At 64.8% G+C, this 23,510-nt stretch carries 24 protein-coding genes and 3 tRNA genes; 7 read left to right on the top strand and 20 right to left on the bottom strand.

Features of this window, described 5'->3' with window-relative positions:
• Positions 1-279: 279 nt before the first annotated feature.
• Positions 280-1,422, bottom strand: a complete 1,143-nt coding sequence (locus tag FURADRAFT_RS14290; RefSeq protein ID WP_150105080.1) for an acyltransferase family protein — start codon at positions 1,420-1,422, stop codon at positions 280-282.
• 169 nt (positions 1,423-1,591) lie between these two features.
• Here FURADRAFT_RS14290 and FURADRAFT_RS14285 point away from each other — a divergent pair, with 169 nt between their 5' ends.
• A complete protein-coding gene (locus tag FURADRAFT_RS14285; RefSeq protein WP_008954877.1) occupies positions 1,592-2,854 on the top strand; it encodes a DUF1615 domain-containing protein in 1,263 nt (420 codons plus the stop codon).
• Between the two features lie 129 nt (positions 2,855-2,983).
• On the opposite strand, the gene FURADRAFT_RS14280 is transcribed toward FURADRAFT_RS14285, so the two are convergent.
• The 4 genes from FURADRAFT_RS14280 to FURADRAFT_RS14265 all read right to left on the bottom strand — a co-directional run bounded on the left by FURADRAFT_RS14280 (position 2,984) and on the right by FURADRAFT_RS14265 (position 4,525).
• Positions 2,984-3,059, bottom strand: a tRNA-Glu gene (locus FURADRAFT_RS14280).
• Between the two features lie 2 nt (positions 3,060-3,061).
• Positions 3,062-3,138, bottom strand: a tRNA-Arg gene (locus tag FURADRAFT_RS14275).
• A 6-nt stretch (positions 3,139-3,144) separates the two neighbouring features.
• Positions 3,145-3,238 (bottom strand) — tRNA-Ser (locus FURADRAFT_RS14270).
• 54 nt (positions 3,239-3,292) lie between these two features.
• Positions 3,293-4,525, bottom strand: coding sequence for an aspartate kinase (locus FURADRAFT_RS14265; protein WP_008954876.1), 1,233 nt, complete (start codon positions 4,523-4,525; stop codon positions 3,293-3,295).
• 340 nt (positions 4,526-4,865) lie between these two features.
• On the opposite strand from FURADRAFT_RS14265, the gene FURADRAFT_RS14260 reads away from it, so the two are divergent.
• The 3 genes from FURADRAFT_RS14260 to FURADRAFT_RS14250 are packed head-to-tail and all read left to right on the top strand — an operon-like array spanning position 4,866 to position 7,566.
• Positions 4,866-5,621, top strand: coding sequence for a (Fe-S)-binding protein (locus FURADRAFT_RS14260; protein WP_008954875.1), 756 nt, complete (start codon positions 4,866-4,868; stop codon positions 5,619-5,621).
• Positions 5,618-7,000: a lactate utilization protein B gene (locus tag FURADRAFT_RS14255; protein ID WP_008954874.1), complete on the top strand. Its 1,383-nt coding sequence runs from the start codon at positions 5,618-5,620 to the stop codon at positions 6,998-7,000. Before FURADRAFT_RS14260 ends, FURADRAFT_RS14255 begins: the two co-directional genes overlap by 4 nt.
• Positions 6,997-7,566 (top strand): LutC/YkgG family protein, encoded by a 570-nt coding sequence (locus FURADRAFT_RS14250; RefSeq protein WP_008954873.1) that lies wholly within the window; start codon positions 6,997-6,999, stop codon positions 7,564-7,566. The genes FURADRAFT_RS14255 and FURADRAFT_RS14250 overlap by 4 nt, the downstream gene beginning before the upstream one ends.
• Before the next feature lie 117 nt (positions 7,567-7,683).
• Here the strand turns inward: FURADRAFT_RS14250 and FURADRAFT_RS14245 are convergent, their stop codons facing one another.
• The 8 genes from FURADRAFT_RS14245 to FURADRAFT_RS14210 all read right to left on the bottom strand — a co-directional run bounded on the left by FURADRAFT_RS14245 (position 7,684) and on the right by FURADRAFT_RS14210 (position 16,006).
• The gene (locus FURADRAFT_RS14245) at positions 7,684-9,054 is read right to left on the bottom strand and encodes a DEAD/DEAH box helicase (RefSeq protein WP_008954872.1); all 1,371 of its coding nucleotides are present in this window, start codon (positions 9,052-9,054) and stop codon (positions 7,684-7,686) included.
• A 123-nt stretch (positions 9,055-9,177) separates the two neighbouring features.
• Complete coding sequence (locus FURADRAFT_RS14240; RefSeq protein WP_008954871.1) at positions 9,178-10,098, bottom strand: CobD/CbiB family protein; 921 nt, start codon at positions 10,096-10,098, stop codon at positions 9,178-9,180.
• Between the two features lie 75 nt (positions 10,099-10,173).
• The gene (locus FURADRAFT_RS14235; RefSeq protein ID WP_008954870.1) at positions 10,174-10,638 is read right to left on the bottom strand and encodes a flagella synthesis protein FlgN; all 465 of its coding nucleotides are present in this window, start codon (positions 10,636-10,638) and stop codon (positions 10,174-10,176) included.
• Positions 10,639-10,664: 26 nt separating this feature from the next.
• Positions 10,665-10,958, bottom strand: a complete 294-nt coding sequence (gene flgM, locus FURADRAFT_RS14230) for a flagellar biosynthesis anti-sigma factor FlgM (protein WP_008954869.1) — start codon at positions 10,956-10,958, stop codon at positions 10,665-10,667.
• 84 nt (positions 10,959-11,042) lie between these two features.
• Positions 11,043-11,729: a flagellar basal body P-ring formation chaperone FlgA gene (gene flgA / locus FURADRAFT_RS14225; protein WP_008954868.1), complete on the bottom strand. Its 687-nt coding sequence runs from the start codon at positions 11,727-11,729 to the stop codon at positions 11,043-11,045.
• 122 nt (positions 11,730-11,851) lie between these two features.
• The gene (gene thrC / locus FURADRAFT_RS14220) at positions 11,852-13,258 is read right to left on the bottom strand and encodes a threonine synthase (protein WP_008954867.1); all 1,407 of its coding nucleotides are present in this window, start codon (positions 13,256-13,258) and stop codon (positions 11,852-11,854) included.
• Between the two features lie 11 nt (positions 13,259-13,269).
• A complete protein-coding gene (locus tag FURADRAFT_RS14215; protein ID WP_008954866.1) occupies positions 13,270-14,580 on the bottom strand; it encodes a homoserine dehydrogenase in 1,311 nt (436 codons plus the stop codon).
• A 196-nt stretch (positions 14,581-14,776) separates the two neighbouring features.
• Positions 14,777-16,006: a pyridoxal phosphate-dependent aminotransferase gene (locus tag FURADRAFT_RS14210; protein WP_008954865.1), complete on the bottom strand. Its 1,230-nt coding sequence runs from the start codon at positions 16,004-16,006 to the stop codon at positions 14,777-14,779.
• A 217-nt stretch (positions 16,007-16,223) separates the two neighbouring features.
• On the opposite strand from FURADRAFT_RS14210, the gene FURADRAFT_RS14205 reads away from it, so the two are divergent.
• Positions 16,224-16,589: an Mth938-like domain-containing protein gene (locus tag FURADRAFT_RS14205; RefSeq protein WP_008954864.1), complete on the top strand. Its 366-nt coding sequence runs from the start codon at positions 16,224-16,226 to the stop codon at positions 16,587-16,589.
• Positions 16,590-16,680: 91 nt separating this feature from the next.
• Here the strand turns inward: FURADRAFT_RS14205 and FURADRAFT_RS14200 are convergent, their stop codons facing one another.
• From FURADRAFT_RS14200 to queA, 7 genes are all read right to left on the bottom strand, one after another.
• Entirely contained in the window at positions 16,681-17,061 is a 381-nt protein-coding gene (locus tag FURADRAFT_RS14200) for a carboxymuconolactone decarboxylase family protein (protein WP_008954863.1), read from the bottom strand.
• Positions 17,062-17,221: 160 nt separating this feature from the next.
• On the bottom strand, positions 17,222-18,748 hold the full coding sequence (gene ubiB / locus FURADRAFT_RS14195) for a ubiquinone biosynthesis regulatory protein kinase UbiB (RefSeq protein ID WP_008954862.1): 1,527 nt from the start codon (positions 18,746-18,748) through the stop codon (positions 17,222-17,224).
• A 15-nt stretch (positions 18,749-18,763) separates the two neighbouring features.
• Positions 18,764-19,342: a ubiquinone biosynthesis accessory factor UbiJ gene (locus FURADRAFT_RS14190; protein ID WP_008954861.1), complete on the bottom strand. Its 579-nt coding sequence runs from the start codon at positions 19,340-19,342 to the stop codon at positions 18,764-18,766.
• Between the two features lie 99 nt (positions 19,343-19,441).
• Positions 19,442-20,065 (bottom strand): LysE family translocator, encoded by a 624-nt coding sequence (locus FURADRAFT_RS14185; protein WP_008954860.1) that lies wholly within the window; start codon positions 20,063-20,065, stop codon positions 19,442-19,444.
• Positions 20,066-20,070: 5 nt separating this feature from the next.
• On the bottom strand, positions 20,071-20,805 hold the full coding sequence (gene ubiE, locus FURADRAFT_RS14180) for a bifunctional demethylmenaquinone methyltransferase/2-methoxy-6-polyprenyl-1,4-benzoquinol methylase UbiE (protein WP_008954859.1): 735 nt from the start codon (positions 20,803-20,805) through the stop codon (positions 20,071-20,073).
• A gap of 2 nt (positions 20,806-20,807) precedes the next feature.
• A complete protein-coding gene (locus FURADRAFT_RS14175; protein ID WP_008954858.1) occupies positions 20,808-21,176 on the bottom strand; it encodes a gamma-butyrobetaine hydroxylase-like domain-containing protein in 369 nt (122 codons plus the stop codon).
• A 69-nt stretch (positions 21,177-21,245) separates the two neighbouring features.
• A complete protein-coding gene (queA, locus tag FURADRAFT_RS14170; protein ID WP_040652984.1) occupies positions 21,246-22,271 on the bottom strand; it encodes a tRNA preQ1(34) S-adenosylmethionine ribosyltransferase-isomerase QueA in 1,026 nt (341 codons plus the stop codon).
• A gap of 287 nt (positions 22,272-22,558) precedes the next feature.
• On the opposite strand from queA, the gene aroQ reads away from it, so the two are divergent.
• Together aroQ and accB are read left to right on the top strand one after the other, a co-directional pair.
• Positions 22,559-23,008 carry a type II 3-dehydroquinate dehydratase gene (gene aroQ, locus FURADRAFT_RS14165; protein WP_008954856.1) on the top strand — a complete coding sequence of 150 codons (450 nt, stop codon included), beginning with the start codon at positions 22,559-22,561 and terminating at the stop codon, positions 23,006-23,008.
• Between the two features lie 40 nt (positions 23,009-23,048).
• Positions 23,049-23,504 carry an acetyl-CoA carboxylase biotin carboxyl carrier protein gene (gene accB, locus FURADRAFT_RS14160; RefSeq protein ID WP_008954855.1) on the top strand — a complete coding sequence of 152 codons (456 nt, stop codon included), beginning with the start codon at positions 23,049-23,051 and terminating at the stop codon, positions 23,502-23,504.
• Positions 23,505-23,510 lie beyond the last annotated feature (6 nt).

Raw genomic sequence — 23,510 nt, 5'->3', positions numbered from 1 at the left:
TGCAGTGTAGGAGGCAAGTTTGTCGGATCTGTGTCGCCCCGCGCCGTGCTTGTTAAAAGATGTTAAACATCCTCGCGCGATCCAACAACGCCCGAACGGACCCAGGTCGACACCGCCGCCGGAGGAAAAGGAACGCAGGAGAATGCGCCTAACAGGCGTACGCCGCGGCAGGAGCACGGCGGGAAAAGCACGGTGCCCTTCCCGCCACGCAGAAACCTGGCGATAGGAAGGAAGGGCGCGACAAGAAGCGGCGGCAGGGCGCGGACGCCCCCGCCGGCCTCAGCGCCGCCAGACCAGCCGGCTGACGGTGCGCGAGACGTGGATGCTGGTATCGTCGACCCAGCGCGCGTAGGGCAGCGAGCACAGATAGATCGCCGCCACCGACGCCGCCAGGCTCGACAGCGAGGCGCCGGTGTAGGACAAGGTCGGGCTCAGGGCATTGAACACCAGCGGCGCCACCGTGGCCAGCACCAGCATGTGCAGCAGGTAGGCCGAAAACGACATGCGGCCGAGCCAGGCCATGGCGCGCCCGGAAAGACGCTGCCCCAGCCACGGGCTCTTCAGCACCGCGCCGACGATCAGCATGCCGCCCAGCTCATTTGCCAGATCGTAATTGGCCAGCGACTCGCCGCGCCAGGACAGATCCAGGTTGCGCTCGATGAAATTGTAGGAACTGCTCGCTTCGTGATACCCCACGAGATACAGCCCGGCCAGCAGCGCGGACAGCGCCAGCAGGCGGTTATCGACGGTCCACTCGCTCGCCGCCAGCCAGAGGCCGAACACGAACAGCGCGTAGTACACGCCATTGCCCGGCACCAGCAACAGGCAGCCCAGCGCCGCGACCGGCAACAGCCAGTCCGGACGCGGCCAGCGATCGAGCAGCGCGGCCAAGGCGTACACCAGCAGCGAACCGAAGAACTCGATGCGCATCGTCCACAACGCCCAGTTGTAGTCCGCCGCCCCCCACAGGATGGTATCCACCGAGCCCTGCTCCACGGCGTTCCCCAGCGAGAAATCAAAGGCGCCGAACAGGCGAATCCACTCGCCCAGCGCATGCCGGTCGACCCGCGGCAAGGCGAAGGCGAACACCGCCCAGGCCAGCAGGCAACTGATCAGGATCGGCAGCATCAAGCGGAAGTAGCGGCGCACCACCATGCCGGGTAGGGCCTGCAGCAGCCCGTCCCGGCCCAGCACGCTGCGCCCCAGCACGAAGCCGCTCAGGACGAAGAACACGCACACCGCGCCCGAGCCGGAATACACGAAGCCGAAAGGCGAATTGAACACCCAGCGCTCAAAACCCGAGCGCAGCTGGTCGAAATCACCGTGCAGGTAAGGCCAGAAAGTCAGGGATGCGTGGGAAAAAATCACTGCCAGCGCCGCCAAGCCTCGAACAGCCTCGACGGCCAAATTCTTGTTGCTCATGGATACAGAACGATCGGAGACATAAACAAAACAACACATTATAAGGCCTGCGCCCGCAAGCCACAGCGTAAACTTGATGCGACGGTGTCTGGCGTGGGGCCGGCACTTGCCCTGACCCGAGCATTACCCTACTCTTGCGCCAGTTCTCCAGCCTTACGAGTTCCTCATCGTGCCGAAACGCCGCTACGCCCTGTCCCTGCTGTTCACCGTCAGCCTGGCCGGTTGCGCCAGCCCCACCACTCCGGTGAGCCAGCCTTCCTCCGCCCCCATCGTCGTGCCACCGGATGGCTACCCGCAGCCGGACAACACGGCATCGGCACCGGTGGAACTGCCGCCAGTGGAAACCCCGCTGACCATCACGCCCCCGCTCATTGGCAAGCCGATCACGGTGCTACCGCGCGTGCCGCCGATCAGCGCAGCGCAAGGCCGCGCCACCCTGGACAAGGTCCTGCCCGCCAAGATACGCGACCGCGCCGGCTGGGCCGAAGACATCTTCGACGCCTTCACCGCCCTGAAGTTGCCTTATACCGCCGAAAACTTCTGCGCCGCCGCCGCCGTCATCGAGCAGGAATCGAGCTGGCAGTCCGACCCGACGGTGCCGGGGCTGCCCAAGATCGTCTGGGGCAAGATCGGGGAAAAGGCCGCCGGCTACCACATCCCCCTGCCGCTGGTGAAGACCGCCCTGCTCAAGCCCTCGCCCAACGGCCGCAGCTACAAGGAGCGCATCGACACGCTGCGCACCGAAAAGCAGATGAACGAACTGTACGAAGACATGTCGGCGGAGGCCGAGAAGATCGGCTTTCCCACCATCATGAAAAAGAACCCGATCCGCACCGGCGGACCGATGCAGGTCAGCGTGGAGTTTGCCGAAGCCCACGTCCGCGCCTGGCCCTACCCTTACTCGCGCAAGACCAGCCTGCGCAATGAAGTGTTCAGCCGCCGCGGCGGCGTGTATTTCGGCAGCGCCATCCTGCTGCAATACCCGGCCCCGTACAAGGACATGCTGTACCGCTTCGCCGATTTCAACGCCGGCCGCTACAGCAGCCGCAACGCGGCCTTCCAGGCAGTCATCAACCGGCTCAGCGGACGGCGCCTGGCGCGCGATGGCGACCTGCTCAGCTATGAAAATGGCCAGGCCAGCGGCGGCAGCACCTTGAACGCCCTGCAGGCACTCGACAACCGGCTGGGCATGAGCGACAACGCCATCATGCGCGATCTGAAACAGGAAAAACTGGCAACCTTCGGCCAGACCGAGCTGTACCGCAAAGTGTATGCCCTGGCCGACCCGCTCTACGGCGGCCAGGCACCGCGCGAACAGTTGCCGCAGATCGACCTGAAAAGCCCCAAGATCACCCGCAAGCTGACCACCGAGTGGTTTGCCGAGCGAGTGAACGGACGCTATCAGACCTGCCTGCAGCGCGCAGCGCATTAACCGTGAGGAAGGCCGGGGCGCCACAGGAGCCCTGGCTTGATACGGCGCTCGATACCGGGCAAGGCGCCCGGCCGCTGGCCGAGGGAAAAACAAAAAAGCCAACCCGAAGGTTGGCTTTTTTGTTGAAACTGGCGTCCCCACGGGGATTCGAACCCCGGTCGCCGCCGTGAAAGGGCAGTGTCCTAGGCCTCTAGACGATGGGGACAGTGGCGCATCCGGAGCGATTCGAACGCCCGACCCTCTGGTTCGTAGCCAGATACTCTATCCAACTGAGCTACGGATGCGCTGTCTGGCGGAGAAAGAGGGATTCGAACCCTCGATACAGGTTTAAGCCCGTATGCTTCCTTAGCAGGGAAGTGCCTTCGACCACTCGGCCATTTCTCCGTGAGAGAGACGCCATATTAAAGATGACATCTCACCCTGTCAACCCCCCTGTGATCAGGCTTCGACCGTCTGATCGAGGCCGAAGGCCTTGTGCAGCACGCGCACGCCCAGCTCAAGGTATTTCTCGTCGACCAGCACCGACACCTTGATTTCCGAGGTGGAGATCAGCTGGATGTTGATGCCCTCTTCGGCCAGGGTACGGAACATGGTCGAGGCGATGCCGCAATGCGAACGCATGCCGACACCGACGATGGAGATCTTGGCGACCTTGTCGTCGGCGTCGATCTTGGCGGCGCCGATGTGGGTCTGCACGTCGCGCAGGATGCCCAGGGTGCGCTGGAACTCGCCGCGCGGCACGGTGAAGGAGAAGTCGGTGGTGCCGTTCTCGCCCACGTTCTGGATGATCATGTCCACTTCGATGTTGGCATCGGCGATCGGGCCCAGGATCTGGTAGGCGATGCCCGGCTTGTCCGGCACGCCTTTCACGTTGATGCGCGCTTCGTTACGGTCAAATGCGATGCCTGCGACTACGGCCTTTTCCATGTTTTGGTCTTCCTCGAACGTGATCAGTGTGCCTTCCCCTTCCTCTTCGAAACTGGAGAGTACACGCAGCCGAACCTTGTACTTGCCGGCGAATTCAACCGAGCGGATCTGCAACACCTTGGAGCCCAGGCTCGCCATCTCGATCATTTCCTCGAAGGTAATGGTCTTGAGGCGGCGGGCTTCCGGCACCACGCGCGGGTCGGTGGTGTAGACGCCGTCGACGTCGGTGTAGATCTGGCACTCGTCGGCCTTGAGGGCGGCGGCCAGCGCCACGGCCGAGGTATCGGAACCACCACGGCCCAGCGTGGTAATGCTGCCCAGTTCGTCGACGCCCTGGAAACCGGCCACGATGACGACCTGACCGGCGTCGAGGTCGGCACGCATGGCAGCGTCGTCGATCGACTGAATGCGGGCCTTGCTGTGTGAGCTGTCGGTGACGACCGGCACTTGCCAGCCGCAGTAGCTCTTGGCCGGAACGCCGATTTCCTTCAGCGCCATCGCCAGCAGGCCGATGGTGACCTGTTCGCCGGTCGACACGAGCACGTCGAGTTCACGCGCGTCCGGATACTCCTGAATGTCCTTGGCCAGACCGATCAGGCGGTTGGTTTCGCCGCTCATGGCGGAAACCACGATGACCAGATCATGTCCCTGAGCCTTCCATTTGGCGATGCGCCGGGCGACATTCTTGATACGCTCGGTGGTGCCCACCGAGGTGCCGCCGTACTTCTGTACGATGAGTGCCATGCTTGCTCTTACATATGGGAGATTAAAAATTCGAACCCCGATTCTGACCATATCTTGGGGCGAATTGCAAGGATGTTTTCGGGCGATATCCAGAACGCCCCCCGCAACGCAGCAAATCGAGCCGGGACGGGCGCTCCGGCCATGTACAATTTGACCAATAAAACCCGGAAAATCGCCACTTTCAGCCAATCAATGGCATGCGGCGGGTATTTGCTTGCCGGGGGCGCCGCAGCGGCTTTTTCCGCGCCAAGGGTTACTCCGCATTGGCAAAGCCCTGCCGCGGGGCTTTAATGCAGCATGACACCCCTGCCCGCCGCGGGAAACAACTCGGAAGGTCCCCATGAAAGTCGGCTTGTTCATTCCCTGCTTCGTCAACGAACTGTATCCCCACGTCGCCATGGCCACGCTGGAACTGCTGGAAGGCTACGGCGTAGACGTGGCCTACCCCATGGAACAGTCCTGTTGCGGTCAGCCACTGGCCAATAACGGCGACAGCAGCGGCGCCTGCGAGGCCGCCCTGCGCTTCACCGGCGTGTTCAAGGACTTCGACTACGTGGTGGCGCCCTCCGGCAGCTGCGTCTCGCACGTGACCCACCACTACCCTTGGTACATCGCCGACAACGCCGACTTCCAGCGCCTGCAGCCACGGGTCTTCGAGATCGTCGAATTCCTGCAGGACGTGCTGAAGGTGGAGAAACTGCCCAAGCCGGTGCACTTCCCGCACAAGGTGTCGATCCACCAGAGCTGCCACGGCCTGCGCGAGCTGCACCACGCCAGCCCGAGCGAGCTGATGATCCCCTACCAGTCGCGCCTGGAGCGCATCCTGCAACTGGTGGACGGCATCGAGATCGGCCTGCCGGAACGACGCGACGAGTGCTGCGGTTTCGGCGGCACCTTCAGCGTGGACGAGGCCGACGTCTCGGTGGCGATGGGGCGCGACCGCGTGGCCCAGCACGAGGCCACCGGGGCTGAGTACATCGTCGGCGCCGACCCGTCCTGCCTGATGCACATGGGCGGCATCATCCGCCACAACGGACGCACCATCCGCCCGCTGCACGTGGTGGAAATCCTCACCGGTCGCGGAGGTGCCGCATGAAGGCCGACAACATTCATCACCCGGACGCCGCGCGCGAGTTCCTCGCCGACCGCGCCCGCGCCAGTTGGCACGACCAGGCGATCTGGTTCGTGCGCCAGAAGCGCGACGTCCAGGCCAAACAGCTGCCAGAGTGGGAAGAGCTGCGCAAGTTGGCCGAACAGATCAAGGCGCACACGCTGTCCAAACTCGACGACTACCTGGTCCAGTTCGAGGAGAACGCGCGCCGCAACGGCGTCACCGTGCACTTCGCCGCCGACGCCGCCGAGCACAACCGCATCGTGCACCAGCTCCTGGACGCACGCCAAGTGAAGAAGCTGGTGAAGTCGAAGTCGATGCTGACCGAGGAGTGCGGGCTGAATCCGTACCTGGAGGAGCGCGGCATCGAGGTGATCGACACCGACCTGGGCGAGCGCATCGTGCAACTGCGGCACGAACCGCCGAGCCACATCGTAATGCCGGCGATCCACCTCAAGAAAGAGCAGATTTCCGAGCTGTTTCATGAAGAGCTCGGCACCGAGGCCGGCAACAACGACCCGACCTACCTGACCCATGCCGCGCGCGCCAACCTGCGCCAGCACTTCCTGACGGCCGACGCCGGGCTGACCGGGGTCAACTTCGCCGTCGCCGAGACCGGCGGCGTGGTGGTGTGCACCAACGAGGGCAACGCCGACCTCGGCACCGCGCTGCCGCCCCTGCACATCGCCTCGATGGGCATCGAGAAGATCATCCCCAAGCTGGAGCACCTGGGCGTGTTCACCCGGTTGTTGGCACGCTCGGCGATCGGTTCGCCGGTGACCACCTACACCTCGCACTTCCACCGCGCGCGGCCGGGCGGCGAGATGCACATCGTCATCGTCGACAACGGCCGCAGCGACATCCTCGGCAACCCGGACTTCTACGCCAGCTTGCGCTGCATCCGCTGCGGCGCCTGCATGAACACCTGCCCGGTGTACCGGCGCAGCTCCGGCCACAGCTACAGCTACGTCATACCGGGGCCGATCGGCTCGACGCTGGGCCCGAGCCGCGACATCAAGAAGCACGGCAGCATGGCCTTCGCCTGCACCACCTGCGGCTCCTGCTCCAACGTCTGCCCGGTGAAGATCAACCTGCACGAACAGCTCATCCTGCAGCGCAAGCGGGCCTTCGACGCCGGAACCCTGAAGCCGGCCAAGAAGATGGGGTTGTTGGCGATGCGCTTCCTGACCCAGCACCCGGCACTGATGGATGCCGGCGGCAAGGCGATGCGCAAGGTGGTGCCGATCCTGCCGGCATTCATCAAGGACGGCACGGCGTGGAGCCGGCCGGGACGCGAGCTGCCCGAGATGCCGGAACACAGCTTCAAGGAACTCTACCGCCGCCGCCAGGAGGACAAGCAATGAGCAGCAGCCGCGACGCCATCTTGGCCAAGATCCACCGCAACCGCCCCGGCGGGCCGGCGCTGCCGGACATCCACTCCGTGCCGTTCGTCACCTTCGATGACAAATTCGCCGCCTTCGCCGGCCTGATCCGCAATCTGGGCGGCGAGGCCATCTGGCTGGCCGACGGCCAGAGCGTGGCCGACGTGGTGGCGCAACGTTGGCCGAAGACCGGGCGCACCGTCGACCTGACCACGATGCCGCACGAGGAGGCCTTTACCCCGCACGATTGGCACGACGTCGACGTCGCCATCGTGCCCGGTGAGCTCGCCGTGGCGGAAAACGCCGCGGTGTGGATCAGCCACCCCGACAACATCTTCCGCTCGCTGTATTTCCTCACGGAAAAGCTGGTGATGGTGGTGCCCAAGGACAAGCTGGTCGACACCATGCGCGACGCCTACGGTCAGATCGCCATCCGCGAGCATGGCTTCGGCGCCTTCATCTCCGGCTCGTCGCGTACCGCCGACATCGAGCAGAGCCTGGTGATGGGCGCACACGGCGCCATGGCGGCGCTGGTGATCTTCTGCTGACAAGCCAACCCGTTTTCCCTTTTTTGGTGTGTTGCTCTGACAGACCCCGCTTGCGGGGTCTCTTTTTTTGCCGGCAACAAAAAACCCCGCCGAAGCTGCGGGGTTGGCCATACGATCTTACTTGTAGCGCGGCGGCAGCAACAGCGCCGGAACCTCGCGCTGGCGCTTGCCTATGCGTGCCTTGAATACCTTGCGCGGTTCGCCGTTGTCCACCGGCTTGCGCAGCGGCTCGGCAACGGGGGCTGCTGCCACCGGGGCACGCGATGCACTGCGGCTGTTGCCGCGCCCGTTCTCCGCCGAGCGGCGCGGCGGCGGCGCGATCTCGTCGGCCGGACGCTCCAGCCACGACGGCCAGAAGCCGGACACCGGCTGCGGCTTCAGCGTCTGCCGCGTCAGCTTCTCGATCGCCTCGAGCTGCTTGCCTTCGTCCTGCCCCATCAGCGAGATGGCCACGCCGGAGGCGCCGGCCCGGCCGGTACGGCCGATACGGTGCACATAGTCTTCCGGCGCGTTGGGCAGCTCGAAGTTGACCACGTAGGGTAGTTCGGAGATATCCAGACCACGCGCCGCCACGTCGGTCGCCACCAGCACCTTGACCTCGCCGTTCTTGAACGCGGTCAGGGTTTCCAGGCGGGCGCCTTGCGCCTTATCGCCGTGGATCGCCTCAGCGGCATGGCCGTCGCGCTTAAGATCGCGCGCCAGCTGGTCGGCGGACAGCTTGGTCTTGCAGAACACGATGACCTGGCCCATCTGGCGCTCGCGGATCAGGTGCGACAGCAGGTAGCGCTTGCGCTGGCTGTCCACCGAGAACACCAGCTGCTCGACCTGGGCGTTGGTCGAATTTTGCCGTGCCACTTCGACGGTCTGCGGGTCGTGCATGAACTCCTCGGCCAGGCGCTTGATCTCCGGCGCGAAGGTGGCGGAGAACAGCAGGGTCTGGCGCGTACGCGGCAGCATGCCGAGAATCTTGCGGATGTCGTTGATGAAGCCCATGTCCAGCATGCGGTCGGCTTCGTCCAGCACCAGCACGTCGACCTTGTTGAGCTGCACCGTCTTCTGGCCGACGTGGTCGAGCAGACGACCCGGCGTGGCGATCAGGATCTCGACGCCGCGACGCAGCTCCTGCGTCTGCGGGTCCATGTTCATGCCGCCAAACACCACGGTGGAGCGCAGCGGCAGGTACTTGGTATAGGCGGCGGCATTGACCGCGATCTGGTCGGCCAGCTCGCGGGTCGGCGACAGGATCAGCGCGCGCACCGGGTGCATGGCCGGCGAGGCGCTGGTACTGGCAAATTTCTTCAGGCGTTCCAGGATCGGCAGCATGAACGCCGCCGTTTTGCCGGTGCCGGTCTGCGCGGCAGCAAGGAGATCTCGCCCGGACAGCACCAGCGGAATGGCTTTGGCCTGGATCGGCGTGGGTTCGGAATAACCCTGCTCGTCGATGGCGCGGAGAATCTCCGGCGACAGCCCAAGCTCGGCAAATGACATGAACAATACTCCTGCGGTAAAGCCTGAGACGGCCGGCCGGCGGTCGGCTGTCTCGAAACGGATGTTGGTTTCAGTAACAAATAAAAAGGCCGACGCCGCCCGAAGGCGGCGCCAGCCGGTCGATCAGCTCAGTTGGGCGGCAACGCTGATCAACAGGATCACGAACAGCCAGAGCAAGGCGGAGCGCCACACCAGCCCCACCGCGCTCTTCAGGTAGTCGGGATCGGACTCCTCGCCCAGCCCCAGCTCCGGACGGAACTTGATGGTGTAGTCCTGCCGTACCGGGTCACCCAGCTTGACGCCTAGCGCACCGGCCGCCGACGCGAGCAGGATGCCGTGCGCGTAGTGGCCCCAGGTACGAGCCTGCGAGCGCCAGCAATAGAGCGCGTCCTCGAAGTCGCCCATGATGGCGAAGCTGATCGCCGTCAGGCGCACCGGAATCCAGTCCAGCCAGCTCATGGCCCGCGCGGCGAAGCGGCCGAACAGATCGTCGCCCGAACTGCGCTCGCCCCACTTCTGCGACAGGATGTAGCTCAGCCGATACAGCACGGCCCCCGCCGGACCGGGCAGGATCAGGAACCAGAACATGGTGCCGAACACATGGCGGTAACTGTCCACCACGCCCTGCTCGATCGACAGCCGGGAAATCTCGTTGACCGACAGTTCCGCCGTCGGCTGGCCGGTCCAGTGTGCCAGCGTCTGGCGCGCATCGAAATCGCGCCCTTCCGTCAAGGCCACCGAAATCTCGGAGAACGAACTGGAGAAATGGCGGAACCCCATGGTGAGATACAGCACCAGGACGTTCCACGCCAGCCCCAATACCGGGCTCACCGCCGCCAGCAGGTAGTAGCCGCCAAGGGCGATCAGCAACGGCGGCAGCATCGCCGCCAGCCAGGCCATCACGCCATGCCGGTTGTAGCCGGCGTTCAGGTTGCGCTCCAGGTGATTGGCGTAGCGGGTGAACAGCAGCCAGACCCGGTTGCGGTTACCCAGCGGGCGAAGTTGCTCGAGTGCGAGTGCGAAGATCAGGGATAGCAGGGTCATGGCTTATGGTCTTGAGGTGGTCTCTGGCCCAGACGCACGATACCACAAAGGCATCGTCGCGCCCACCCGACCCGCTCAGGCCGAGCCGAGATGACGGCCGCCGCCGGACAGGGTGGGCGGGGCTCCGTCCTTGCCGTAGCCGAGTGTGGAGATAGCGGCTTGGCGCAGAACCTCGAGCGTTTCCTCGGTCAGGGCGAGATGGCGCTGTACCAGCTCCCCGTTGAGGCGGTTGATCGCCTGCACCTGCTTGAGGGCCGCGTCGAGCTCGGCCCAGGCGCGGCGGGCCGCATTCTTGTCGGCAAGCCACGCGTGCACCCGTTCGGCATCGATCAGGTCGAGCGACTGCATCAGTGCGGCACGCCGCCGAGACGACTCGGCCAGCCGCTCCAGCAGACGCCCCTTCTCCTCGGCCAGGGGCTCGAGCGCGGCCACCTCGTTGCGCACCAGCACCGCCTGCTCGCGTTGCATCAGTTCCGCCAACGCCTTGAGCTGGGTGGTTTCCTCCTGGCACAAGGCGGTAAAGGTTTCGGCTTGCGGCATGGTTCAGTCGGAAAGGTTGGCGGGGCTCAACGGGACAGCAGGTCCTGCGCCGAGGCGATGAGCTGGTCGGCAATCTTGTCCGGGTTGATCTGGAACGAGCCGGAGGCGATGGCCTGCTTGATGGCGTCGACCTTGGCGGCATCGAAAGCCGGGGCGTTGGCCACCTCGCGCTCGACGGCCCCGATCTTGGGGTTGATGGCGACGTTATCGGACGCCGAAGCGGAAGCGCTGTCCGAGGTGCTGGGGGTGCTCTCCCGTCGCACGGGCTTGCTCTGGGCGCCGTACGCTCCAAGGGCCTTGCTCGTGTTGTCGATTTTCATGGCTAACGTCCTTCCACGAGAGAGTTTGGGGATTTGTACTTATTATCGACTGGAACAACACAATCTTGAGGATTTTATTTTTGCTCAGTACGACACCAACACGCTGCCGTCGGCCTGGGCCACGCCGCTGACCTCGCGGCCACTGGCCATCCTCACCCGCACCGACTCGCCGGCGGCGGCATTGCCTCGCGCCGTGCCTTCGGCCGTCGCGACAAAACCATCGCCCTGCGCCAGCACCTTCACGCGCTGATTGGTCCGGATCACGTCCGGCTGCTGCAGCATGAAACTGCGCAGCCAGGCACCGGCCGGCACGCTGCTCCTCATGCTCTGGCCGATCGCCTGGTCGAGCCGGTTGAGCACGTTGCGGCTGAGCGCCGGCGAGGTCATTTCCGCCAGCCTGACGTCGTCCGGGGCCAGCAGCTCTCCGGCCTTGAGCGGACGGGTCGCCACCACGCCCATTCTCTTTTCGGCAATCGTCACCGGCAGCCGCAACGACCAGCCTGCCGCCGGGCAGGACAGGTCGAGCGAGGAGTTGCCACTGGGCACGGCCCCTGCCGACCAACTCACCTGGGGCTGCTCGCAGGCTGGCAACGCCAGACGCGGATCGAGCCGGCCGAGCGTGAAGGTCGCCGGCCGAAAGCGCAGCTCCTGCTCGACGAAGCGGCGCGCAGCCTGCTCCAGTGCCGCCAGATTCTGAGTGGCGGCCAAGAGCTCGAGCGGGTGGAGCAGGAGGCCCAGCAGGAGCGACAAGGCGATAAGGCGTTTTTGCATGTGCCTCATTCTACCCGAGAAATCGCCGGGTGGAGGGCGCCTCGGCAGACGGCCCCACCACCACCCCGGAAACGATCAAGGCCCCTCACGGGGCCTTGATCGTTTCCTCGAGTCGTACTGGCTCAGGCCAATGCGGCTTCGATGAAGCCTTTCACCGCGGCGGCGTCGGCGTCGAACACGGTGACACGCTGCGGCAGGTTCTCGATGCCGTCGAAACCGGCCGGGCGCGGCGGGTCACGGTCCAGCGCCTCGCGGATGGTGTCGGCAAACTTGGCCGGCAGGGCGGTTTCCAGGCAGACCACGGTCTCGCCCGGCCGGCGCACGTCGCGCGCCACCTTGATGCCGTCGGCGGTGTGGGTATCCACCACCACACCGTCTTCACGATCGACCAGGCGGATCGTTGCCAGGCGGTCGGCATGGGTGCTCTTGCCGGAGACAAAGCCGAAACGCTCGCGCACCGCCGCCAGCTCGGACGACAGGTCGAAGCCCTCGCCCGAATCCACCTTGGCCCACAGCTCGCGTACCTTGGCCGCGTCGCGGCCGACCAGGTCGAACACGAAGCGCTCGAAGTTGGACGCCTTGGAGATGTCCATCGACGGGCTGGAGGTGACCCAGGTGTTGGCGGTGCCGCGCGGACGGTAGATGCCGGTGCGGAAGAACTCGTCGAGCACGTCGTTCTCGTTGGTGGCGACGATCAGGCGCTCGATCGGCAGGCCCATCTGGCGCGCGATGTGGCCGGCGCAGACGTTGCCGAAGTTGCCGGACGGCACGCAGAAGCTGACCTGCTCGTCGTTGCTGGCGGTGGCGTTGAAGTAGCCCTTGAAGTAGTACACCACCTGCGCCACCACGCGCGCCCAGTTGATCGAGTTGACGGTGCCGACCTTGTGACGCGCCTTGAAGGCGTGGTCGTTCTGCACCGCTTTCACGATGTCCTGGCAATCGTCGAACATGCCGCGAATGGCGATGTTGTGGATGTTTTCGTCCTGCAGGCTGTACATCTGCGCACGCTGGAACGGGCTCATCAGGCCGTCCGGGCTCAGCATGAAGACGTTGATGCCGGCCTTGCCGCGCATCGCGTACTCGGCCGCCGAGCCGGTGTCGCCGGAGGTGGCGCCGACGATGTTGAGCTCTTCGCCCTTCTTGGCCAGTACGTACTCGAACAGGTTGCCGAGGAACTGCATCGCCATGTCCTTGAACGCCAGCGTAGGACCGTTGGACAGTTCCAGGATGACCAGGCCGTCCTTGAGGCGCTTGACCGGGGTGATCTCGGCCGAGCCGTACACGTCGGCAGTGTAGGTGCGGTCGAGCATATCCTTGAGGTCGGCTTCGGGAATGTCGGTGGCGAACAGGCGGATCACCTCGAACGCCAGCGCGGCGTAGGAGAGGCCGCGCCAGGCGTCGAGCTGTTCACGACCAATCTGCGGGTAATGCTCCGGCAGCGCGAGACCGCCATCCGGGGCCAGGCCCATCAGGATGGTGTCGGAGAATTCCAGCGGCTGCATGCCGCCGCGGGTGCTGATGTAATGCATAGGGGTTCCGTTCAGCCGTTGAGTTCTTCCATGCGCAGGCGCACCACCTTGCCTGCCACGCTATCCAGCGCCTCGATGGAGGCGATGGCACGGTTGACCTGTTTCTCCTGCACGCGGTGAGTCAGGATCACCACTTCGGCGGAGCCGTCGGCATCCGCGCCCTTCTGGATCAGTGCCTCAATCGAGATGCCGTTGTCGGCCAGCAGGCGGGTGATCTCGGCCAGCACGCCGGTACGGTCGGCCGCGGCGATGCGCAGGTAGTAGGAGCTGTGAATCTCGTCGATCGGCAGGATCGGGGTGTCCTGCAGGCGGTCCGGCTGGAACGCCAGGTGCGGCACGCGGTGCTCGGGATCGGCGGTCAGCAGACGGGCCACGTCGACGATGTCGGCCACCACGGCGGACGCGGTCGGCAGCGCACCGGCGCCGGCACCGTAGTACAGCGTCGGGCCGATGGCGTCGCCCTTGGCCATCACCGCGTTCATCACGCCGTTGACGTTGGCGATCAGGCGGTCTTCCGGGATCAGCGTCGGGTGTACGCGCAGCTCGATGCCGGCGTCGGTGCGGCGGGTCAGGCCCAGCAGCTTGACGCGATAGCCCAGCTCCTCGGCGTACTTGATGTCGCGGCCGTCGAGCTGGCTGATGCCTTCCAGATAGCACTTGTCGAACTGCATCGGGATGCCGAAGGCGATCGACGCCATGATGGTGAGCTTGTGGCCGGCGTCGTGGCCCTCGATGTCGAAGGTCGGGTCGGCTTCGGCATAGCCCAGCCGCTGTGCCTCGGCCAGCACATCGGCGAAGCTCGAGCCCTTGTCGCGCATTTCGGTCAGGATGAAGTTGGAGGTGCCGTTGATGATGCCGGCGATCCACTCGATGCGGTTGGCCGAAAGGCCTTCGCGCAGCGCCTTGATGATCGGGATGCCGCCGGCCACGGCGGCTTCAAACGCTACCATCACGCCCTTTTCCTGGGCTCGGGCGAAGATTTCGTTGCCGTGCACGGCCAGCAGTTTCTTGTTGGCGGTGACCACGTGCTTGCCGTTCTCGATGGCCTTGAGCACCAGCTCCTTGGCGATGGTGTCACCGCCGATCAGCTCGACCACGATGTCGACGTCGGGGTGGTTGACGATCTGCATGGCGTCGTCGACCACCGGCACATCCGGACCGACCACTTCACGCGCGCGTTCCAGCTCGCGGTTGGCCGCCATGAACAGGCGAATCTCGCGACCGGCGCGGCGGCTGATCTCTTCGGCGTTGCGTTTGAGTACGGTGGCGGTACCGCCACCGACTGTCCCTACTCCCATCAGACCAATGTTGATCGGCTGCATGGCATCTCCTGATATTGAATGGTGTCAGATTTTTTTATGTGTCCCCGGCTCAAGGCCTACCGGCAAGGGCGTAACGCGCTTGCCGCTGGGTCCTGCGCCGATAAAAAAAAGGGAGCCTGCCGGCCCCCTGCTTTACTGCCGTACTGCGCGGTCCATTGTGCCACGATCGTGGCCGTTGTAACGCTAAAACTTGAGCCTAGTCGGTACCGTGACGCTTGCGATAGTTTTCGAGGAAGCGGGCGATGCGGCCGATGGCCTCGATCAGGTCGTCGCTGTTGGGCAGGAACACCACGCGGAAATGGTCCGGGGCGATCCAGTTGAACCCGGAGCCCTGCACCAGCAGCACCTTTTCTTCCTGCAACAGTTCAAGGATGAACTGCTGGTCGTCGCTGATCGGGTAGATCTTGGGGTCGAGGCGCGGGAACAGGTAGAGCGCCCCCTGCGGCTTGACACAGCTGACGCCGGGGATGGCGGTCAGCAGTTCGTGCGCCAGATCGCGCTGGCGCGCCAGCCGCCCGCCCGGGGCCACCAGGTCGTTGATGCTCTGGTAGCCGCCCAGCGCGGTCTGGATGGCGAACTGCGCCGGCACGTTGGCGCACAAGCGCATCGAGGCCAGCATGTTGAGGCCTTCGATGTAATCGCGGGCGTGCTTCTTCTCGCCCGACAGCACCATCCAACCGGCACGGTAGCCGCAGGCGCGGTAGTTCTTGGACAGGCCGTTGAGCGTGACGCACAGCACGTCCGGCGCCAGGCTGGCGATCGAGGTGTGCTGCACCTCGTCGTACAGCACCTTGTCGTAGATTTCGTCGGCGTAGATGATCAGCTGGTGCTGGCGCGCCAGCTCGACGATTTCGGCCAGCAGCTCGGGCGGGTAGACCGCGCCGGTCGGGTTGTTGGGGTTGATGACGACGATGGCGCGGGTGTTGGCGTTGATCTTGGCGCGGATGTCCTCGATGTCGGGGAACCAGCCGGCTTGCTCGTCGCACACGTAATGCACCGCCTTGCCGCCGGCCAGGCTGACCGCAGCGGTCCACAGCGGGTAGTCGGGCGCCGGCACCAGCACTTCGTCGCCGGTGTCGAGCAGCGCCTGCATCACCATCACGATCAGCTCGGATGCGCCGTTGCCGATGTAGATGTCTTCCATCGCCACGTTCGGCAGCTGCTTCTGCTGGGCGTAGTGCATGATCGCCTTGCGCGCGGCGAACAGGCCCTTGGAGTCGGAATAGCCCGAGGCGTCCGGCAGGTTGGCGATCACATCCTCGATGATCTCGTCCGGAGCGAAGAAGCCGAACGGCGCCGGGTTGCCGATGTTGAGCTTGATGATGCGGTGGCCTTCGTCTTCCATTTTCTTGGCGTGCTCGAGGACCGGTCCGCGGATGTCGTAACAGACGTTGGCGAGTTTTTGTGATTTGTGTACAGGCTGCATGGCAGTGTCGTTTACCGTGGCATTCCGCCCGCCGGAACCCTTGGCCCGTTTGCGGCGACGCGGTGAGTGTTCGTTCAAGATTCATCCCCTGGGTGCGGCAAACACGACGGCACCGGCGCGATACCGGCGGTCGTCCTTGGCGGCGGGTCAAGGTATAATCCTATCCCAATACGTGGTGCACTGCACTAGCAGCAAAACCCCGCCCAGGAAGCTCTCCATGAAACTGCATCAAGCCAGCGGCCAAGGCCGCAACCTGTTCACCGGCTACGGCGAAGGCCATGTCCTGATCAACCAGGTCCGCCACGACGGCAACCTCGTCGTCACCCCGGACGAGGTGCTGCCGTGGGCGCCGGCCAGCTTCGAGGAACTGGCGAGCGAGCATTTTGCCCTGCTGCTCGACCTCACGCCGGAGGTAGTGTTGTTCGGCAGCGGCGCGCGCCTGCGCTTCCCCCACCCGCGCCTGACCGCAGTCCTGACCAACGCCGGCATCGGGGTCGAGGTGATGGATACCCAGGCCGCCTGCCGCACCTACAACATTCTGCTGGCGGAAGACCGCCGCGTGATCGTCGCGCTGTTCAGCTGACGCACACCCCGCTCCGCAACACGGCAAAACGCCGCTCCCCGTCTAAAGGAGCGGCGTTTGCCATGGGGTCATCCGGCGGCGGCCGGCGCGGTCACAGCACGGCGGCTTCCCGCTCCGGCTGCACGGCGCGTTGCCCGCCGAACGACTCGTAGGCCATCAGCGCCTCGGCCGCCGTCATCAGCGACGGTCCCCCTCCCATGTACACCGCCACCTGCAGCATTTCCAGAAACTCGCCACGGCTGCAGCCCAGCTCGACCAGTGCCTTGGCGTGAAAAGCCAGGCAGCCCTGGCAGCGGCTGGCGATGCCGATCGCCAGCGCGATCAGCTCCTTGTTCTTGTTGGACAGCGCGCCATCGTTATGCGCGGCGCGACTCATCTGGCCGAAGCCCTTCATGGTTTCCGGAATTTCGCGGCGCAGTTCCGCCACCTTGCTGCCGATGGCCGAAGCCAGTTCCTGGTAATTGTGACTCATGATCCATCCATTCGTTTAAGTAAATTACATTATATAATTTACTTAAACGAATGACGAAAAACAAGTCCTTCGGCCAACCTACCAACGGCAGGCGGCAGAAGGACCGTTCAAACAGGGTCAGGCCATCAAGAATCGATTCCCCACCTTGAAGGCATCAGGCTCACAGAAAATTGCGCAGCAAGAGCGCCCCCAGCAGCAGCGCGATCAGCGCCAGCCGGAAATTCTGCTTTTTCTGCTCGCGCATCAGGTGCATGTAACCCTCGATCAGCAGTTCGCCACGGCTGGCCGAGAGCGCCTCGTTGAGGCGGCGCGGCAGCGTCGGCAGCGTGGTGGCCCACTGCGGCGCCTCGTGGCGCAGCGTCTTGATCAGGCCACGCCAGCCGATCTGCTCGTTCATCCACTTGGTGAGGAAAGGCTTGGCGGTGTCCCACAGGTCGAGGTAAGGGTCGAGCTGGCGCCCCAGCCCTTCGATGTTGAGCAGCGTCTTCTGCAGCAGCACCAGCTGCGGCTGGATCTCGACGTTGAAGCGGCGGCTGGTCTCGAACAGGCGCAACAACACCAGACCGAACGAAATCTCGGACAGCGGCTTCTCGAAGATCGGTTCGCACACGGTGCGTACTGCCGCCTCCAGTTCCTCGGCGCGGGTGTCTTTCGGCACCCAGCCCGACTCGATGTGGGCGGTGGCGACACGGTGGTAGTCGCGGTTGAAGAAGGCGAGGAAGTTGACCGCCAGGTAATGCTTGTCGACGTCGGTGAGCGAGCCGACGATGCCGAAATCGAGTGCGATGTAGCGCCCGTCCGGCGCCACGAAGATGTTGCCCGGGTGCATGTCGGCGTGGAAGAAGCCGTGGCGGAACACCTGGGTGAAGAAGATCTCGACACCGAAACGGGACAGCTTCTTGAGATCGATACCCTGCTCGCGCAGCCGCTCGATCTGCGAGATCGGCGTGCCGTGCATCCACTCCAGCGTCAGCACCTCGCGCGTGGTGTAGTCGTAGAACACCTCGGGCACGATCAGCTGGTCGGAACCGGTGAAGTTGCGGCGCAGCTGCGAGGCGTTGGCGGCCTCGTGCATCATGTCGAGCTCGTCGTGCAGGTACTTGTCGAACTCGCCGACCACCTCGCGCGGCTTGAGACGCTTGCCGTCGACGAAGAAGCGCTCGACCCAGCCCGCCAGCGTGCGCATCAGCGCCAGGTCCTGCTCGATCACCAGCTGGATGCCGGGGCGCAGCACCTTGACCGCCACTTCCCTGCCCTTGCTGCCATCCGGTAGCTTCAGCCAGGCCTTGTGCACCTGCGCCACCGAGGCACTGGCCACCGGCACTTCGTTGAAGTCGGCGTACAGGCTGTCGACCGTGCGACCGAAGCTCTGCTCGATGACTTGGCGCGCCAATGCTCCGTCGAACGGCGGCACCTTGTCCTGCAGCCGCGCCAGCTCGTCGGCGTAGTCCGGCGGCAGCAGGTCGCGCCGGGTGGACAGCACCTGGCCGAACTTGACGAAGATCGGCCCCAGGCTCTCCAGCGCCTCGCGCACGCGTTGCGGCAGCGGTGCCGAGGTGTCGCGCCGCAGCGGGCAGAAGCGGAACAGGGTATGGACGAAACCGAGCCGGGAATGGCCCTCGAAGAAGTCGTCGAGGCCGTAACGGTAGAAGGTGGAAACGATCTTGATGAAACGCGAAATCCGCATGATCGGCAGGGAGCCTTATGAATTCTTGGGGTTAACGGCGGCTTCCAGCGCCGCCAGGCGCTTCTCCAGCCGCGCGGCGTCGTCGCGCAGGGTGTCGACGGCGTGGACGAAGGTATCGACCTGAGGTTTCTTGGCCAGCAGCGGCGCTTCCTCGCGCAGGTGCTCGATCCAGTTTTCCGCCAGGCGCCAGGCGATCTCGCCCTTGACGCCCAGCACGCCGCGCGCCAGCTTTTCCAGGCGGCTGGCGGCGACGTCGCCGACCACGCGCGACAGGTCCTCGGCGGCGTCCCACTTGAGCCCGCCGACGAGACGCGCCACCGCGGTGGCGAGCTCGGTATCGCCCTCCAGCGTGATGTCCGCCAGATCCGGCTGGCGACCGCTGAGCGTGGCCAGCGCCACGCTGTGCTTGAGACGGATCACCGCCTCCGGCTCGCCTTCGCAGGCGGCGAGCCAGCCGTCCTCGGTGAACACGCCGCTCACCGCCAGCGGCGGCAGCTGGATGGACACGCGCCGGCCGGAAAAGCGGGCGAGTTCGTCGCGCACTGCCGGGTGCTGGTTCAACACATGGTTGAAGGCGGCAATCTGGAGCTTCATCTCACTATCCTTGTATTTACACCGCGACGTCGGCCAGGCTCCGGCGCTTGGACACGACAGCCCCGCGACATCGCCGGACGACGCTGTGGCCGGCCGGACTCAGGCTTTCAGCCGGGCAAACAACAGGTTCACCCCCAGCGCCATGAACAACCCGCCACAGACCCGGTCGAGCCGGCGCGACACGCCACTGCGCCGCAGCCACGCCCCCAGGCGCGCCGCCAGCAGTGCCAGGCCGCAGCACCACACCAGCCCGGTGGCCACGAAGGCGAGGCCCAGGATCACGAACGACGCGGCACCGGCGCCCGGCTTGACGAACTGCGGCAGGAAGGCGAGGAAGAACAGCGCCACCTTGGGGTTGAACAAGTTGGTCAGGCAGGCCTCACGCAGCACGCGCCAGCCGTCGGCCGCGGCGGGCGCCGGCAGCGCGGCGACACCGCCGCCGCTCTTCAGCATTTTCAACCCCAGCCACATCAGGTACGCCGCCCCCAGCAGTTTCACCAGCAGGAAGGCCGTGGCCGAGGTCGCCAGGATCGCCGACAGCCCGAACGCCGCCAGCAGCGTGTGCCCCACGCTCCCCAGCCCGATGCCCAGCGCCGACAGCAGCCCGGCCGCCCTGCCCTGCGCGGTACTGCGCCCGAGGATGTAGAAGGTGTCCGGCCCCGGCGTGACGTTGAGCAGAAAACCGGCTGCGACGAACGCCCACAGGTTGGTAATGCCGTCCATGGCGCTCAGAACTTGTAGCCCTTGTGCAAGGCGACCACACCAGCCGACAGGTTGTGGTAGTCGACCTTGCCGAAACCGGCATCGAGCATCATCTGCTTCAGGGTTTCCTGGTCCGGATGCATGCGGATCGACTCGGCCAGGTACTGGTAGCTCTCGGCATCGTTGGCGACGAGCTTGCCCATGATCGGCAGCGCCTTGAACGAGTACAGGTCATAGAACGGCGACAGTGGCTTCCACACCTTGGAGAACTCCAGCACCAAGAGCTTGCCACCCGGCTTCAGCACGCGGTGCATCTCCTTCAGCGCCGCGTCCTTGTGCGTCATGTTGCGCAGGCCGAAGGCGACCGACACCAGGTTGAAGTAGTTGTCCGGGAACGGCAGCTTCTCGCCGTCGGCCAGCGCCACCGGCAGCACGATGCCTTCGTCGAGCAGGCGGTCGCGCCCGACCGTCAGCATCGAGCTGTTGATGTCGGTCAGCCATACTTCACCGGTCTTGCCGACGCGCTGCACCCAGCCGCGCGACAGGTCGCCGGTACCGCCGGCGATGTCCAGCACCTTGTCGCCCGGCTTGACGCCGGCGGTGTTCAGGGTGAAGTGCTTCCACACCCGGTGCAGGCCACCGGACATCAGGTCGTTCATCACGTCGTACTTCTTGGCCACCGAGTGGAACACCTCGGCCACCTTGCCGGCCTTCTCGCTCTCGTCGACCGTCTTGAAACCGAAATGCGTCTGCTTGTCCATGCTTACTCCCTGCTCGCGCCAGCGGCGGCGAGTCGATCAAGATAATCCTGCCAGTACTGGTCGTGCTTGACGCCCAGCTCGTATAAATAGGCCCAGCTGTAGAGCCCGCTGTCGTGACCGTCGTCGAACACGATCTTCAGCGCGTAGTGGCCGACCGGCTCCAGCGCGGTGATCGCCACGTGACGCTTGCCGACCTGCAGCACCTCGTTGCCGACGCCGTGGCCGCGCACCTCGGCCGACGGCGAATGGACGCGCAGGTACTCGCACGGCAGCTCGAAGCGGGCGCCGTCGTCGAAGGTGATCTCCAGCCGTTTCGACTGGGTGTGCAGTTTGATTTCCGTCGGAAGCGGCGTCGGGTGCGCTGCGGCCATGCTGTGCTCCATCGTACAAAAACGGGCCTCAAGGTTGGCCGAAGCGTCTTCGGCCAACCTTGATCCGGGTCAGTCGGCTTGCTTCTCCAGCAGCATGGCGTCGCCATAGCTGAAGAAACGGTAACGGTGTTCCACCGCGTGGCGGTAGGCGTTGCGGATGGGTTCCACCCCGGCGAAGGCCGACACCAGCATCAACAGCGTCGACTTGGGCAGGTGGAAGTTGGTGAGCAGGCGATCCACCACCCGGAAGCGGTAGCCCGGGGTGATGAAGATGTCGGTCTCACCGCGCCCGGCCACCAGCGCCCCGCCCTGCGCCGCCGATTCCAGCGCGCGCATGCTGGTGGTGCCTACCGCCAGCACCTTGCGTCCGGCAGCGTGCGCCGCGGCGATGGCGTCCACGGTGGCCGGCGGAATCTCGTAGATTTCGCTGTGCATCTTGTGCTCGGCGATGTTCTCGACCCGCACCGGCTGGAAGGTGCCGGCACCGACGTGCAGCGTCACGTAGGCCAGGATCACGCCCTTGGCCCGCAACGCGTCCAGCATCGCCTCGGTGAAGTGCAGACCGGCGGTCGGCGCCGCGACCGCCCCGCGCTCGCGGGCGTAAACGGTCTGATAGCGACTGTCGTCGTCGCTGTCGGTATCGCGCTCGATATAAGGAGGCAACGGCAGCTTGCCCGAGGCCTCGAGGATGTCGAACACGTTCTCGGCGTCGAGAAAGCGCAGCTTGAACAGCGCATCGTCGCGCTCCACCATTTCGGCCTGCCAGCGGCCGGCAAAGGTGATCGTGCTGCCCGGCTTCGGCGACTTGCTGGCGCGCACGTGCGCCCACACCGTGTGCTCATCGAGCACCCGTTCGACCAGCGCCTCGACCTTGCCGCCGGACGCCTTCTCGCCGAACAACCGCGCCTTGATCACCCGGGTATCGTTGAACACCATCACGTCACCCGGCTGGATGCGCTCCAGCACCGCGCCGAACGACAGGTCGGCGAGCGCCAAGCCATCCACGTGCAGCAGGCGGCTGGCACCGCGGTGCTCGGGGGGATGCTGGGCAATCAGTTCGTCGGGCAGGTGGTAATCGAAATCGGATAACTGCATAAGCTCGTTCGCGCGGGTAAACCGCCCGATTATACCCTCCATCGCCCCCCGCTGGCAGCGGGCAGAAGACGCGAACCGCCGACCGCGTCGCTACCGCCTCGTCATGCGGCTGGACATTCCGCCACAGGCGACTACAATTGACCGGTTGTCGCCAGCCATACCCACCCACGCGGCATTTTCCCCACACTCCCGCCGCGATCACACACGAGTTAAAAACTGCAAAAGCTGGACATCTTGCAGCGAATTACGGCAAACTCGCGCCCATGATGAAGAACGGGACGTAAGTCTTGACCCTAAAAATCCTTGTTTTGCACGGCCCCAACCTGAACCTGCTAGGGGTTCGGGAGCCCGCACATTACGGCCGCGAAACGCTCGACGCCATCAACCAACGCCTGAGCGAACAAGCCCAGGCCGCCGGTTTTGCGCTGGAAGCGCTGCAAAGCAATGCCGAGCACGTGTTGATCGAACGCGTGCACCAGACCCTGCACGACGGCACCGCGTTCATTCTGATTAATCCCGCCGCGTTCACGCACACCAGCGTGGCCTTGCGGGACGCGCTGGCCGGCGTCAAAGTCCCTTTCATCGAAATCCACCTATCCAACGTCCACGCCCGCGAACCTTTCCGCCAGCACTCGTATTTTTCCGATCTGGCGGTCGGCGTCATCTGCGGGCTGGGTGCACACGGCTACGAACTGGCCCTGGCGCATGCTGTGAAGCAGCTTGCCGCCCGGAACTGAGTTCCTGCCCCAAACAGAACATCCCATTCGAAGGATCGCCATGGACCTGCGCAAACTGAAAAAACTGATCGATCTCGTCGAGGAATCCGGCATTGCCGAGCTCGAAGTGACCGAAGGCGAAGAAAAAGTCCGCATCACCCGCGTATCGGCCAATGCCAACATCACCTACGCCCAGCCGATGCACGCCATTCAGATGCCGGCAGCGGCGCCGGTCGCGGCCACTGCCGCCGTGGTCGACGCGGCGCCGGCCGCCATCGACAGCAAGAACGCACTGAAGTCGCCGATGGTCGGCACCTTCTACCGCTCGCCGAGCCCGGGCACCAAGGCTTTCGTCGAAGTCGGTCAGAACGTCAGCGCCGGCGACACCCTGTGCATCATCGAAGCCATGAAGCTGATGAACGAGATCGAAGCCGACCGCTCCGGCGTGATCAAGGCCATCCTGGCCGAAGACGGTCAGCCGGTCGAATACGGCGAGCCGCTGTTCATCATCGAGTAAGTCCCA

The organism is Pseudogulbenkiania ferrooxidans 2002 (genome assembly GCF_000174355.1).
Classification (GTDB): Bacteria; Pseudomonadota; Gammaproteobacteria; order Burkholderiales; family Chromobacteriaceae; genus Pseudogulbenkiania; species Pseudogulbenkiania ferrooxidans.
The sequence above is the reverse complement of the archived record's forward strand: the minus strand, read 5'-3'. Positions and strand labels throughout refer to the sequence as shown.